This window comes from Streptomyces sp. NBC_01571, from assembly GCF_026339875.1.
GTDB lineage: Bacteria > Actinomycetota > Actinomycetes > Streptomycetales > Streptomycetaceae > Streptomyces.
Map to the genome: position 1 here is coordinate 7,676,270 of NZ_JAPEPZ010000001.1, position 12,368 is coordinate 7,688,637.

Consider the following 12,368-nt stretch of genomic DNA (forward strand, 5'->3'; position numbering starts at 1 on the left):
CGTACAAGTGCCCGTACGCACCGTGAGTGTCCGAAAACCTTGGGGCCTGTGATGCCGTGCGCGCCGCCGCGGACGAGCGGCGGGACCGGCTCAACGGGTCTCGTCGGCGGCGAACTTGGCGACGGAGGCGACGTTCTCCTTGGTGACGAAGGCCGGTCCGGTGAGCACGGGTGCCGTTCCGCCGCCGCTGAAGTTGCCGTTGGACCTGTAGAGCCAGAGCGAGTCCACGGCGAGATAGCCCTGGAGGTAGGGCTGTTGGTCCACCGCGAACTGCACGTCCCCGCTCTGCACCGCCTTCACCAGGCTGCTGTTGAGGTCGAAGGTGGCGACCGCCGCCCTGCTGCCCGCCTCCTTCACCGACTTCACCGCGCCGAGCGCGAACTGCGCCCCCATCATGACGACTTCGTCGATGCTCGGGTCCTGCCGAAGTCTGGCCGCGACGGCGGAGGCGACCGCCTTCATGTCGGTGCCGTTGACATAGAGCAGGTCGGTATCGCCGGCGAACGCCTTCTTCACCCCGGCGCAGCGTGCCTCCAGGGCGACGTTGCCCTGCTCGTGGATGACGCAGAGGGCGTGCTCGGCCTTGAGCTCGTCCAGCTTGTCGCCGAGCGCCCGGCCCGCGACGCTCTCGTCCTGACCGAAGTACTCCAGCAGGCCCTCGGACCGCCAGGCGTCGATACCGGAGTTGAGGCCGACCACCGGTATGCCGGCGGCCTTGGCCGCGGTGACGGCGCTCTTCATCGCCTCCGGCTTGGCCAGGGTCACCGCGATGCCGTCGACCCGGTCGCGGACCGCGTCCCGCACCAGGCTCGCCTGCCCCGCGGCGTCGGAGTCGCTCGCGTAGGTGAGGTCGATGTCGTCCTTGGCGGCCGCCGCCTGCGCGCCCTTCCGCACCAGTTCCCAGAAGGCGTCTCCGTCGGCGCCGTGGGTGATCAGGGCGACCTTGATGTGGCCGGTGCCCGCCTTCCCCGCCGCTCCGGTGGCCGCGCCGGAGTCCGATCCGCCGGAGCAGCCGGCCAGGAACAGGGTGACGGCGACGGCGACGACCGTGCGGCCCGCGGATCTGGGGGAGTGGTGAGGTGTGGGGGACGTGTTCATCGGAGTGCGGCACCTCGCTGTGCGGCCCAGCAGAAGGACGGGGAGAGGGAACTCGGCGCGGTCATCGGGCTGTTGTGCACCGACTGTCGGACTTTCGTTGGGCCGGAGCCAATCGTGTGTGACGCACGGTCGTCAAGTGAGCGGTCATGAGCGGGGAGTGCGCACGGTCGAGTCCAGGCCTCGCCGGGAAGTGGATCGTCACCCTCTTGACAGGTGACGAACGGCTTGCGAGGATCAGGCGCAACGTTCAAGACGGGGAGGTCCTAATGACGGGTGAGAAGCAGAAGCCGGGTATGGCCGAGGCGGCGGTCCGGCGGGCTCGGTTCGGCGCGCTTCCGGAGCCGATACGCCTGGAGGACACGATCGAGGAACGGCCGGCCACGGTGCCGGATCCGGCGAGGGACGCGTACAACGAGGACGAGTGGCTCGTCCGCACGTGCCTGTGAGACCGCGGTCCGGCCGGTCGGCGCGGACGTCTCCTTCGTACGTACGGCGATCCGTACGAGGCTGAAGGGTGCACGGCGGTCAGCTCCCGGCGAGACCGTCCGCCTCCGCGACCGCCCGCGCGAAGGCCTCGGGCGCTTCCTGCGGCACGTTGTGACCGATGTCCGCCAGAGTGCGGTGCGCGTAGGGCCCCGAGAACCGGGCGCGGTACGACGATCCGTCGCCGGCCGCGGTGAAGGGGTCCTTCCGACCGTCGAGGGTGACGGTGGGCACCGCGACGACAGGGCCCGCGGCCAACTGCCGTTCCAGCCGGTCGTAGCGCGGGTCGCCCTGCGCCAGGCCGAGCCGCCACCGGTAGTTGTGGATCACGATGGCGACGTAGTCCGGATTGTCGAAGGCCTTCGCCGTACGGTCGAACACGGCGTCGTCGTAGTGCCACGTCGGGGAGTTGAACGTCCAGACCAGGCGTGCCAGGTCGGCCCTGTTCTCCTTGAGGCCGAGCCGTCCACGCTCCGTGGCGAAGTAGTACTGGTACCACCACGCCCACTCGGCCTTCGGCGGCAACGGCTGCTTGTTGCGCTCGCGGTCGGTGATCAGATAGCCGCCCACGGAGACCAGGGCCCTGCACCGCTCGGGCCGGAGCACGGCGATGATGTCGGCCGTCCGCGCTCCCCAGTCGAAACCGGCCAGCACCGCCTTCTCGATCTCGAGTGCGTCCATCAGCGCGACGATGTCGAGCGCGACCACCGACTGCTGGGCGTTGCGAAAGGTCCTGGCGGACCGGAAGCGCGTGGTGCCGTGGCCGCGCAGGTACGGGACGATCACCCGGTGGCCGCGCGCCGCCAGCAGCGGCGCGACCTCGACGAAACTGTGGATGTCGTAGGGCCAGCCGTGCAGCAGGACGACCGCGGGGCCGTGGGCGGGGCCGGCCTCCGCGTAGCCGACGCTCAGTTCACCGGCCTCGATCCGCCGGAGACGGCCGAAGGACGCGTGCCCCGGCGAGGGCGTCGGCGAGGCCGCCCCCGTGGGACCCCCGACCGCCCCGTCCGCGGTGGCGCCGGTGTCGGACCACCCGGTGAGCGAAGCCCCTGCCGCGCCCACGCCCACGATCTTGCCGAAGCTCCGTCGATCGACCATGCGAAACCCTTCCGTGGCGGTCAGGGGACCGGCAGCGTCTGCTCGGCCCAGATCGTCTTCCCCGCGCAGGTCGTGCGGGTTCCCCAGCGGTCGGTGAGCTGGGCGACGAGGAGCAGCCCGCGACCGCCCTCGTCGTAGGTGCGGGCCCGGCGCAGATGGGGAGAGGTGCTGCTGGCGTCGGAGACCTCGCAGATCAGGGCGCGGTCGCGGATGAGCCGGAGCTGGATCGGCGCGCCGCCGTAACGGATGGCGTTGGTGACCAGTTCGCTGACGACCAGTTCCGTCACACAGGCGATCTCGTCGAGTCCCCAGCGGGTCAGCTGCTCGGTCGCGTGCCGCCGGGCCTCGGCGACCACCGCCGGATCGGCCGGCAGGTCCCACACGGCCACCTGCTCGGCGTCCAGGGCGCGGGTGCGGGCCAGCAGCAGGGCCACGTCGTCGGAGGGTCGCTGGGGGAGCATGGCCTTGAGCACGTTGTCGCAGACGTCCTCCAGGTCGCCGGCGGTGGGGGTCGACAGCGCCTCGCCCAGGGCGGTGGTGCCCGTGTCCACGTCGAGATCGCGGGCCTCGACGAGACCGTCGGTGAAGAGGGCGAGCACGGTCCCCTCCGGCAGGTCCAGCTCGGTGGACTCGAAGGGGAGGCCGCCGACCCCGAGCATCGGTCCCGCGCTCACCTCGACGGCCCGGACGGTTCCGTCGGGGAACAGGGCGACGGGCGGCGGGTGCCCGGCGGCGGCGACCGTGCAGCGCCGGGACACCGGGTCGTAGACCGCGTACAGACAGGTGGCGCCGATCTCGCCGCCCGTCGCGCCGTCGTCGCCCGCGAGGTGGCCGACCAGGTCGTCGAGGTGGGTGAGCAGCTCGTCCGGGGGCAGATCGACGTCGGCCAGCGTCCACACCGCCGTGCGCAGCCGGCCCATCGTCACGGAGGCGTGGATGCCGTGCCCGACGACATCGCCGACGACGAGCGCGACCCGGGTCCCGGACAGCGGGATCACATCGAACCAGTCGCCGCCGACACCGGCCCGGGACACGGCCGGAAGATAGCGGGAGGCGAACTCGACCGCCGCCTGTCCCGTCATCGCCTGCGGCAGCAGACTGCGCTGCAGGGCCAGCGCGGTGGTGCGCTCCTTGGTGTACCTGCGCGCGTTGTCCACACATACGGCCGCCCGGCCGGCCAGCTCCTGCGCCAGCGTCGCGTCGTCCCGGTCGAAGGGGTCGGGGTTCTCGGCGCTGAGCAGCCGGGCGAAGACCGCCACCCCCAGGGTCGTGCCCCGCGCCACCAGCGGTACGGCCATCAGGGAGAAGGCGCGGTGGGCCGCCTGGTGCAGCTTGGTGGACCGGGAACCGTGCTGCGCGAGCCAGGTGTCGACGCCCGGATCGCCGGTCCCGGCGAGCACCGCACGACCGGTGGCCAGGGCGCGGGCCGGCGGGGAGTAGGACGGATAGACGTCCGCCGCGCCCAGGTCGATCGCGGCCTCCGGCACGCCGGGGGTGCCGGAGTGGTGGGCGACGCGGCGCAGTTCCACCTCGGCGTCCACCGGTCCCACGGCCGGTTCGTCGCCCCGGAGCACCGAGTCCAGCAGGTCCACGCTGGCGAAGTCCGCCAGCTTGGGCACCGTCAGCTCGGCCAGTTCCCGTGCGGTGTGGATCACGTCCAGCTTGGTGCCGATGCAGGTGGCGGCCCTGTTCAGCAGGGCGAGCCGCTGCCGTGTCCCGTACTCCTCGGTGCTGTCGAACGCGGCCAGGCCGACCCCGAGCAGCTCCCCGGCCGGCTCACGCAGCGGCCACATCTCGATGGTCCAGGCACGGGTGCGCGATCCGGAGGGGGAGCGGGTCCAGCTCTCGTAGTGGACCGGCCGTCCGGTCTCGACCACCTTGCGCAGATGATGCAGGAAGCCGCGGCTGAGTTCCGCGTTCTCCACGGTGTCGGGAAAGAAGCGGTGGCGCACCTCGGCCTCCCGGACCCCTATGATCCGGCACGCCGTGTCGTTCACCCGCAGATACCGCTGTTCGGTGTCGAAGACCGACATCGGCGTCGACGACTGGGTGAAGGCCAGCTCGCCCAGTATCCGGCCGCGCTCGTCCGGCGCGCCGGTGATCACGTATCCCCGCTGCTCCCCGTGTTCGCCCTGGAGCGGGCAGACCCGCAGGGCCAGTTCACGGCGCCGACCGTCCCAGTTCCGTACGGCGACGATCGCGGCGTGGCTCGTGCGCAGGATCTGCCAGGCCGCGGCGGCGTCCCCGTCCACCAGGGCCGACACCGGACGTCCGGCGATCTCCGCGGCGGCGTAGCCGGTCAGCAGGCGGGCGCCCTCGCTCCAGCCCCTGACGATGCCGTGGGCGTCGACCACCACCATGGCGTCGCCTCTCGCGGCCGCGCGCCCGGCATCGCCCGGCAATATCACCATATGTACAAGGATGCGGTGATCGGGCAGCCGCATCAACCCAGGGGCCGGAGCGGGCGCCGGGCGCGTTCGGCTCTCCCGAGGGCCGCGCCACGGGCGTCGGCGCCGCCCCGGCCGTCCACGCGTCCTGGCGCCCGGCCGGGGCGGGTGCCGCCACCGGGTCCTCCGGGTCCTCCGGGCTACGCCTTCGTCGCCGTGGTGTGCCGCTGCCGGCGGCCGCGCAGCAGACGACGGCGCGGCTCCTGGTCGGGAAGCCAGCCGAAGGCCATGCAGCTGCCGGCCGCTCCGAGGAGCAGGCCGAGGAAGAAGCCACCGAGGTTGGAGGTGAGCCAGGTGCCGAGCGAGAGAAGGATGCCGAGCAGCGAGTAGAACAGCCGCTGTGCGGGGTTGAAGAGGATCAGCAGACCGCACACGAGCATGACCGCGGGCAGCAGATATCCCGCCACGCCCTGCATGCCGATGTGCATGACGACCTTGAGGGACGCCTTCTCGGTCAGGAGGATCTCCGCCCCGCCCAGGGTGAGCAGCAGCCCGCCCCAGAAGGGGCGGCGCGCGCGCCACTGCCGGAAGCCCGACCTCGGATTCCGGAGCCGGGACATCAGCAACCCGTGCCGCTGAAGCGGAGCTTGAGGCCCGGAAGCTTGAACACGGCGGCGGTGGTGGCGTAGTTGGTCTGCCGCAGGTTGCCGATGTGGACGGTGTCGGCCTGCTGACTGAAGACGCCCTTGTTCCCCTGGACGCCGGCTTTGTCGAGCGTGCTCGCGTCGTTGCCGATCTCGATGTTCCCGAAGGACGCGTCACCCGACAGCTCGGTCGAGTCCGTGGTCAGGTCGGTCGCCTGCACCTTGTCCGAGCCGCCGCCCGCGGTGATGACCAGGTTGGTGCCGCCCAGGTCGACGCTCTGGCACAGCTTGGTGAGCGTCGCGCTCTTGATGGCGGAGGTGACGACCAGGACCTGGCCACCGGTGTCGCCGGCGTTCGGGCTGTCCTCGGCCATGTTGTCGAGGTTCCCGAACTGCTCGAAGCCGGTGCCGTTCAGCTCCGTGGCCGTCACGACGAACGGCATGCCGGAGATGGCGAACTGCACACCCAGGGCGCCCTGGGCGGTGAGGATCATCAGTCCCGCGGCGATCGCGGTGGCAGGCACCGCCATCACCGCGGCGCGGCGCAGACGGACCCGCCCGCGTCGGTCGGAACCGCTCTCGGGGTTCTCGGGGGTGGGACCGGTGGACGCCGTGGCGTCCGAGGACGAGGCCATGTTCTGCTCCCTGGACATAGTCAACGCAGGTGCGGCTTGAGCGGCACGTGTCCTGGCGCGGACAGGGCTGCCGCGTACGCCTCCTCGCAACTCCCGGCGATCGCAAGGGCTTTCTCGTTACGCAGCAGTAGCCTTCCTGGAAGTTACCGGGGGTTACATTCGCGGGTCAAGGGACTTGTGGCAAGCGGATGTCGATTGTGTGGCATCTGTGTGCACGACTTCCCGCCGCCGACCCGCTGACCTCCAACTTCCTTACTGAGCCTTGACGTTGACTATCCATCAGGTCTACAACTCAGCCTTGTTTCCGATGGATCCGTGGCGCCGGGTCCGTCAGCACGGCGCATGTCACCCTCCCGGCCCCGCCCCCTGCGGCGGGGCGTGCGTGACCCCTTTGAACGTCCCGTGCGCATCCTCGTCACCGTCGTCACACCCCCCACGGCACCGGTACGGCCGCCTTCCCCCGTTGGGGCCGCGCCCGGTAGCCCCTCGCCGCTGCCGGTCCGTCGCGTACGGAGAAGACGTCACGGGCCGGCAGTGGCCTCCAGCTCCGTGTCCACCGGGACGGCCAGGACCGTGCCTCCCGGTGAGCCCGGGACCGCACCTCTCTCCGAACCAGGCCCCGCACCCCCCGTCAGATCAGAAAGAGGCTCCCCCATGCGTACGCGATCCCTGTTCGCCCTCGTCGGTGTCGCCGCGGCCCTCTCGGTCTCCGCGATCTCCCCCGCCTCCGCCGACGACACCCCGGTGCTCACCGCGGGCGGCGCCGCCGTCGCCACCGGCGATGTGCTCACCGCCTCGCTGGCGAGCGGCACCAAGGCCACCCTCTACTCCAGCAGCACCGGCACGAGCGGCGTCTCCTGTGCCGCGTCGGCCTTCACCGCCACGGCCACCGACAACCCGACGGCCCCCGGCACCGCCACCGAGTCGCTCACCGGCCACACCTTCGGCAGTTGCACCAGCAACGTCATCGGCGTGCTCGGCGTCACCGGCGTCACGGTCAACAACCTCCCGTACGCCACCACGGTCGCCTCCGACGGGACGGTCACCGTCACCCCGGCCGCCGGCTCGACCATCCAGACCACCGTCGTGCTGCGCACCCTTCTCGGCAGCATCACCTGCGTCTACCAGGCCCCCAGCCTGACCGGTACGGCGAGCAACACCGACAACAGCATCACCTTCACCAACCAGCAGTTCGCCAAGGCCTCGGGCTCGTCCCTGTGCTTCAGCAACGGCTACTTCACCGCCAAGTACGCCCCCGTCACCGACACCACCCAGCCGGGCAGCCCGGCGGTCACCGTCAACTGACCGACCACCGGACCACCGGTCACCGCCGGCGTCGCAGCGTGAGCGCGACGCCGGCGGTGAGCAGGAGGGCCGCCGCTCCCCCCGCCCCCGCGACGAGGGGGAGCGAGCCGCTGCCCCCGGACGAGTTGTCGGCGGCCGGGGTGAGGTGGTCGGGCGCGGACACCTGCGACGCGGACGGTGTGGCCGGCTGCGAGGGCGTCGGTGACTGCCCGGCCGGGGACTTCGTCCCCTGCGTGGCCTTCCCGGTCGCGCGGCGGGGTGCGGTCGTCCGCGCCGCCGGCGCCGATGTCGGCGCGGCCTTGCCACCGCCGCCCGTGCGCCGGGCGGAGGGGAAGACCACGTCCGAGCACGAGTAGTACGTGTCCGTCGTGCTCGTGTTCTGCCAGATCGTGTACAGCATCTGACGGCCGGTGCGGTCGGAGGGCAGCGTGGCCCTGATCCGGTAGGCGCCGTTCACCAGCGCCGGGTCGGTGGCCGTGGCGAACGGCTCAGCCGGCAGGTCGGACCAGGTCAGGGGCTTGGACGGGTCGTAACCCGGCTTGCTCAGATACAGCTTGAAGGTCCCCGTGTGCGGAATCGTCGAACGGTAGGAGAGGGTGAAGGTCGCGCCCGGTGTCATCCGGGTCGAGGGCCAGTCGGCGCGGGCGAGGTCGAGGCCCTTGTACGCGGGCAGGTTCCCGCTGCACAGCTTCCCGTCGGGGATCACCTGCCGGTCCCTGCCGTTGACGCCGGCGACCCGGAGGTTGTCCCACGCGGTGAAGGGCGCGCCGTTCGCCGCGATCGCCGCCTCGCAGGCCGCGGTGCGGTTGTTGCCGCCGCCCTCGGGGGAGCAGGCGAACACCCGGCTGACCGGATCCGTCGGCGCTCCGTGCGCCTGGGCCGGTCCCGCGGCCCACGTCAGCAGGAGCAGCGGGGCCGCCGCGGCGACAGCGGCCGCGGTGGCGGTGCGGTGTGCGGTCATCCGGTGGGTCTCCTCGACGGCTGGGATGCGGGTGCGGCCGTACCGCGCCTCGCGGCGACGGCCACAGGGCTGCGCTGCGTGACGGCCACAGGGCTGCGCTGCATGGTGAAGTACGGGGGCGCGCGGCCGTGTGTTCAGATCCGGAGTACGCCGGAGTACGGGGAACACGGCCGTGTGTCCGGATCCGGGGTGAGGCGGCGACCCGCCGGGTGTCCGGATCCGGGTGCGGGGGTGTGCCGCCAGGTGTCCGGATTCGGTGTGCGAGCGTGTGCCGCCGGGTACGTGAGGGGACAACTCCGGCGGGCGGGCGCCACCGCCGGGCAGGGGTGCCGACGCGCTGCCACGGCCGCCGCCGGCTCGGCCGGTACCGCGGACGCAGCCGGTACGGTGAGCCGCATGCCTGAGCCCGTCGCCTCCGCCGAACCCCCCGCCGCTGCCGGCGCGCCCGTGATCCTCGGCAACGTACCGGGCTCGTTCCCCCGGAGCGTGCTGGCCGAACGGCATCCGGCGCTCATCCGGAAGGTGCGGGACGCCTTCCCGTACGGCCCCGAGCGGCGGCGCGCGCTCGACGCCCTCCTGAAGAACTCCGCCGAGGGCGTCCTCGAACCGCTCGGCGCGCGGGCGCGGGACCGCGAGCAGTGGGAGCTCTGGGGCGGCCGGGAGTACTTCGGCCGGCCCTGGTTCGACGTGCCCTTCCTCTGGTCCGAGAGCTACTTCTACCGCCGACTCCTGGACGCCGTCGGCTACTTCACTCCAGGGCCCTGGCAGGGCATCGACCCCTTCCGGCCGTTCAAGCTCGCCGAACTCGACACCCCTGAGGCGGACGGGGAGCTCGCCGCGCTCGACGAGCTCGCCGACCGGCCCGCGGCGGAACAGGAGGAGGCGCTGCTGCTCGGCTCACTGTGGGGCAACCGCGCCGACCTCGGATTCCGCCTCGCGGCCGCGAACGACGAGCCGGCCACCGTCTCCCAACTGGTCGTGAACGAGGGCGAGTCGCTGCGGTCCCTGTTCGCCGGCGGCACCCTCTGCGTGGTCGCGGACAACGCCGGCCGGGAACTCGTCCCCGACCTGCTGCTCATCGACCACCTCCTGCGCGGTCGTCGCGTCGAACGGGCCGTCCTGCACGTGAAGCCGTACCCGTACTACGTCTCCGACGCCACCACCGCCGACGTGGTCGACGCCCTGCGCCGGCTCAAGGCCGCGCCCGGTGCGGCCGGGGCGTCGGGCCACCGCCTGTGGTCGGCGATGACCGACGGCCGCCTCACGGTCCGGGCCCACCCCTTCTCCTGCGCTCCCCTGCCCTACGCCGACATGCCCGACGACCTGCGCCGGGAGTTCGCGGAGGCCGACGTCACCCTCATGAAGGGCGACCTGAACTACCGCCGCCTCGTCGGCGACCGGAGCTATCCGGCCACCACCCCGTTCGCCGGGACCACCGCCTACTTCCCGGGACCGGTGGCCGCCCTGCGCACGCTCAAGTCCGACGTGGTCGTCGGCCTCGACCCCCGCACCGAGACCGCGCTCGTCGCGGCCGAGGACCAGCGCTGGCGCACCGGCGGCACGCATGCGCTGATCCAGGTGAGGCGCTGAGACCGCGGGCTCATCCCACCAGCACGGGCAGTGACTTGAGGCCGTTGATGAAGTTCGAGACGAGACGGCGCGGGGCTCCCGCCGTGGTCAGGGCCGGCAGGGCGCGCAGCGACTCCTCGTAGAGCACGCGCAGTTGCAGCCGCGCGAAGTGCGCACCCAGGCAGACGTGCGGCCCGTCGCCGAAGGAGACGTGGGGGTTGGGGGAGCGGGCCAGGTCGACCCGGTGCGGGTCGGCGAAGACGCGCTCGTCGTGGTTGGCCGAGGCGTGGAAGACGACCACCTTGTCGCCCGCGCGGATGCGCTGCCCCGCCAGCTCGGTGTCGACGGCCGCCGTACGGCGGAAGGTGAGGACGGGCGGGTGCAGACGCAGCAACTCGTCCACCGCCGTGTCGAGTCCGACCCTCCCGGAGCGCAGGGCGGCATACGCGTCCGGATGCCGGGCGAGCGTCAGAAGACCGCCCGGAGCCGCACTGCGCACGGTGTCGTTGCCCGCGACCGTGAGCAGGAAGAAGAACATCTCCAGTTCCGCCGGGGCGAGTTCGGGATCGGTGGCGAGAGTGGTCAGCACGTCGTCACTCGGATGGGACTTCTTGTGGAGCGCCAGTCCGTGCGCATAGGCGAACATGTCGCGCAGCATGGCCGGGGAGCGCGGATTGACGGGCCTGCCGTTCGCGTCGCGGACGGGCTCGCCCGCCTCGTCGGGGTCCTGGTAGCCGATCACCCGACGCGTCCAGTGCAGCAGCAGGTCGCGGTCGCGCTCCGGTACGCCGAGCAGGTCCGCGAGGTTGAGCAGGGCGTAGTCGTCGGTGACGGAGGCGACGAGGTCGCAGCGTCCGTCACCCGCGCGGGCCTCGCGGACCGCGCCTTCGAGCAGGGCGCGGGCCCGTCCGCGGACGACCGCCGTGAAGTGTTCGATCCGGCGGGGGGGTGAAGGCGCGGCTGACCAGACGCCTCAGCCGGCCGTGGTCCGGGGGATCCTGATTGAGCATCATCCGGCGGATGAACGGCAGGTCGTCCGGGTCGGGATCCCGGATCTGGGTCGCTCCGAGACGCGAGGAGTACGTCGCCGGGTCCTTGAGCACCCGGACCACGTCCGCGTGCCGGGTCACCGCCCAGAACCCGGTTCCGGCGGGCCAGCCGAGCACCTCGGGTTCGTCCTGCCAGGCCACGGGGTGATGGTCGCGCAGCGTGCGATAGGCGGTGTGCGGGACTCCGTCGGCGTACCGCCGGGGGTCGAAGACGTCGGGGACGGGCGGCGTGGTCTCCCGTACGCTCACGCCTCGGCTCCGGTCCTGTCCGCGTCCGCTTCCTCCGCGCGCAGGAAGGACTCCACCACGCCGATCAGGTCGAGCGGGCTCTCGTCCATCGCGTAGTGCCCGGTCCTGGCCAGCTCATGGAGTTCGGCGTCCGGGTACCAGCGCATCCAGGTCTCCCGCATCAGGGTCGCCGACAGGGCGGGGTCCAGGGCGCCCGTCACGGCCAGCGCCGGCACCCGCGCGCCCTCGACCTCGGCGTGGAAGTCCGCGCCGGCCCACGAGTCCAGATAGGCGCGGAACGCCTTCGGGTCGCTGAGTGCCAGCGACCGCGCCACCATCCTGTCCAGCCAGGCCGCGGGCAGGCGGCCGCCGGTCGTGACGTCCATGATGGTCCGCCGGTTCTCCGGCCGGTGCGCCGCGTCCGCGAACAGCTCCCACTGCTCCTCCGGCAGGGACAGCCCCGACGCGGGCACCGGCGAGACCCCGACCAGGCGGCGCAGCCGGTCCGGGGCGAGCGTGAGCACGCGCTGCGCTACGGCGCCCCCCATCGAGTGGCCGATCACCGAGAACCGCGCCCACCCCAACCGGTCCGCCAGTTCGACGACATCGGCGGCCGCCTCGGCGGTCGTGTACGCGCCGGCGACGTCCCTCGCCTCCCCGTAGCCGCGCAGGTCGACCAGCGCGTACTGGAACGCGGCACGGTCGAGGTCGGGCAGCACGGCCGCGTACGCGGACCGGTCGGCGAACCAGCCGTGCACGGCGATCACCTTGTGGGCGCCGTCGCCGTGCACTTCATGGGGAAGCACGAAGGAGGTCATGCGCCCACGGTGACGCCGGGCGCCCGGGTCGGCAAGAGCACCGACGACGCCCGGCACGCGGCCGGGGGGACCCACGTGCGGCCGGGCAGCCCG

10 protein-coding genes and 1 pseudogene are annotated in these 12,368 nt (G+C 72.2%); 3 read left to right on the forward strand and 8 right to left on the reverse strand.

The window, feature by feature from the left end:
• Positions 1 to 90: 90 nt before the first annotated feature.
• Positions 91 to 1,098, reverse strand: a complete 1,008-nt coding sequence (locus OHB41_RS34600) for a substrate-binding domain-containing protein (protein WP_266702529.1) — start codon at positions 1,096 to 1,098, stop codon at positions 91 to 93.
• 266 nt (positions 1,099 to 1,364) lie between these two features.
• On the opposite strand from OHB41_RS34600, the gene OHB41_RS34605 reads away from it, so the two are divergent.
• Positions 1,365 to 1,544: a hypothetical protein gene (locus tag OHB41_RS34605; protein WP_266702531.1), complete on the forward strand. Its 180-nt coding sequence runs from the start codon at positions 1,365 to 1,367 to the stop codon at positions 1,542 to 1,544.
• A gap of 79 nt (positions 1,545 to 1,623) precedes the next feature.
• Here the strand turns inward: OHB41_RS34605 and OHB41_RS34610 are convergent, their stop codons facing one another.
• The 4 genes from OHB41_RS34610 to OHB41_RS34625 form a co-directional block, all read right to left on the reverse strand.
• Positions 1,624 to 2,679, reverse strand: coding sequence for an alpha/beta fold hydrolase (locus OHB41_RS34610; protein WP_266702533.1), 1,056 nt, complete (start codon positions 2,677 to 2,679; stop codon positions 1,624 to 1,626).
• A 20-nt stretch (positions 2,680 to 2,699) separates the two neighbouring features.
• A complete protein-coding gene (locus OHB41_RS34615) occupies positions 2,700 to 5,090 on the reverse strand; it encodes a SpoIIE family protein phosphatase (RefSeq protein ID WP_266702535.1) in 2,391 nt (796 codons plus the stop codon).
• A gap of 176 nt (positions 5,091 to 5,266) precedes the next feature.
• Positions 5,267 to 5,686 carry a DUF6114 domain-containing protein gene (locus OHB41_RS34620; RefSeq protein WP_266702537.1) on the reverse strand — a complete coding sequence of 140 codons (420 nt, stop codon included), beginning with the start codon at positions 5,684 to 5,686 and terminating at the stop codon, positions 5,267 to 5,269.
• The gene (locus OHB41_RS34625; RefSeq protein WP_266702539.1) at positions 5,686 to 6,345 is read right to left on the reverse strand and encodes a DUF6230 family protein; all 660 of its coding nucleotides are present in this window, start codon (positions 6,343 to 6,345) and stop codon (positions 5,686 to 5,688) included. The genes OHB41_RS34620 and OHB41_RS34625 overlap by 1 nt, the downstream gene beginning before the upstream one ends.
• A 654-nt stretch (positions 6,346 to 6,999) precedes the next feature.
• Between OHB41_RS34625 and OHB41_RS34630 the strand changes: the two genes are divergently transcribed.
• Entirely contained in the window at positions 7,000 to 7,650 is a 651-nt protein-coding gene (locus OHB41_RS34630; RefSeq protein ID WP_266702541.1) for a Tat pathway signal sequence domain protein, read from the forward strand.
• Positions 7,651 to 7,669: 19 nt separating this feature from the next.
• Here OHB41_RS34630 and OHB41_RS34635 read toward each other — a convergent pair whose 3' ends face one another.
• Entirely contained in the window at positions 7,670 to 8,611 is a 942-nt protein-coding gene (locus OHB41_RS34635) for a lytic polysaccharide monooxygenase auxiliary activity family 9 protein (RefSeq protein ID WP_266702561.1), read from the reverse strand.
• A 396-nt stretch (positions 8,612 to 9,007) separates the two neighbouring features.
• Here OHB41_RS34635 and OHB41_RS34640 point away from each other — a divergent pair, with 396 nt between their 5' ends.
• A complete protein-coding gene (locus OHB41_RS34640; RefSeq protein ID WP_266702564.1) occupies positions 9,008 to 10,201 on the forward strand; it encodes a damage-control phosphatase ARMT1 family protein in 1,194 nt (397 codons plus the stop codon).
• A gap of 10 nt (positions 10,202 to 10,211) precedes the next feature.
• Here OHB41_RS34640 and OHB41_RS34645 read toward each other — a convergent pair.
• Together OHB41_RS34645 and OHB41_RS34650 are read right to left on the reverse strand one after the other, a co-directional pair.
• Positions 10,212 to 11,478, reverse strand: a pseudogene (locus OHB41_RS34645) (cytochrome P450).
• Complete coding sequence (locus OHB41_RS34650) at positions 11,475 to 12,275, reverse strand: alpha/beta fold hydrolase (protein ID WP_266702566.1); 801 nt, start codon at positions 12,273 to 12,275, stop codon at positions 11,475 to 11,477. Before OHB41_RS34650 ends, OHB41_RS34645 begins: the two are co-directional and overlap by 4 nt.
• Positions 12,276 to 12,368 lie beyond the last annotated feature (93 nt).

Bases quoted from the DNA above. Each gene is read 5' to 3' on its own strand.
- OHB41_RS34600 (WP_266702529.1), bottom strand. From the start codon at position 1,098: ATGAACACGTCCCCCACACCTCACCACTCCCCCAGATCCGCGGGCCGC.
- OHB41_RS34605 (WP_266702531.1), top strand. From the start codon at position 1,365: ATGACGGGTGAGAAGCAGAAGCCGGGTATGGCCGAGGCGGCGGTCCGG.
- OHB41_RS34610 (WP_266702533.1), bottom strand. From the start codon at position 2,679: ATGGTCGATCGACGGAGCTTCGGCAAGATCGTGGGCGTGGGCGCGGCA.
- OHB41_RS34615 (WP_266702535.1), bottom strand. From the start codon at position 5,090: ATGGTGATATTGCCGGGCGATGCCGGGCGCGCGGCCGCGAGAGGCGAC.
- OHB41_RS34620 (WP_266702537.1), bottom strand. From the start codon at position 5,686: ATGTCCCGGCTCCGGAATCCGAGGTCGGGCTTCCGGCAGTGGCGCGCG.
- OHB41_RS34625 (WP_266702539.1), bottom strand. From the start codon at position 6,345: ATGGCCTCGTCCTCGGACGCCACGGCGTCCACCGGTCCCACCCCCGAG.
- OHB41_RS34630 (WP_266702541.1), top strand. From the start codon at position 7,000: ATGCGTACGCGATCCCTGTTCGCCCTCGTCGGTGTCGCCGCGGCCCTC.
- OHB41_RS34635 (WP_266702561.1), bottom strand. From the start codon at position 8,611: ATGACCGCACACCGCACCGCCACCGCGGCCGCTGTCGCCGCGGCGGCC.
- OHB41_RS34640 (WP_266702564.1), top strand. From the start codon at position 9,008: ATGCCTGAGCCCGTCGCCTCCGCCGAACCCCCCGCCGCTGCCGGCGCG.
- OHB41_RS34650 (WP_266702566.1), bottom strand. From the start codon at position 12,275: ATGACCTCCTTCGTGCTTCCCCATGAAGTGCACGGCGACGGCGCCCAC.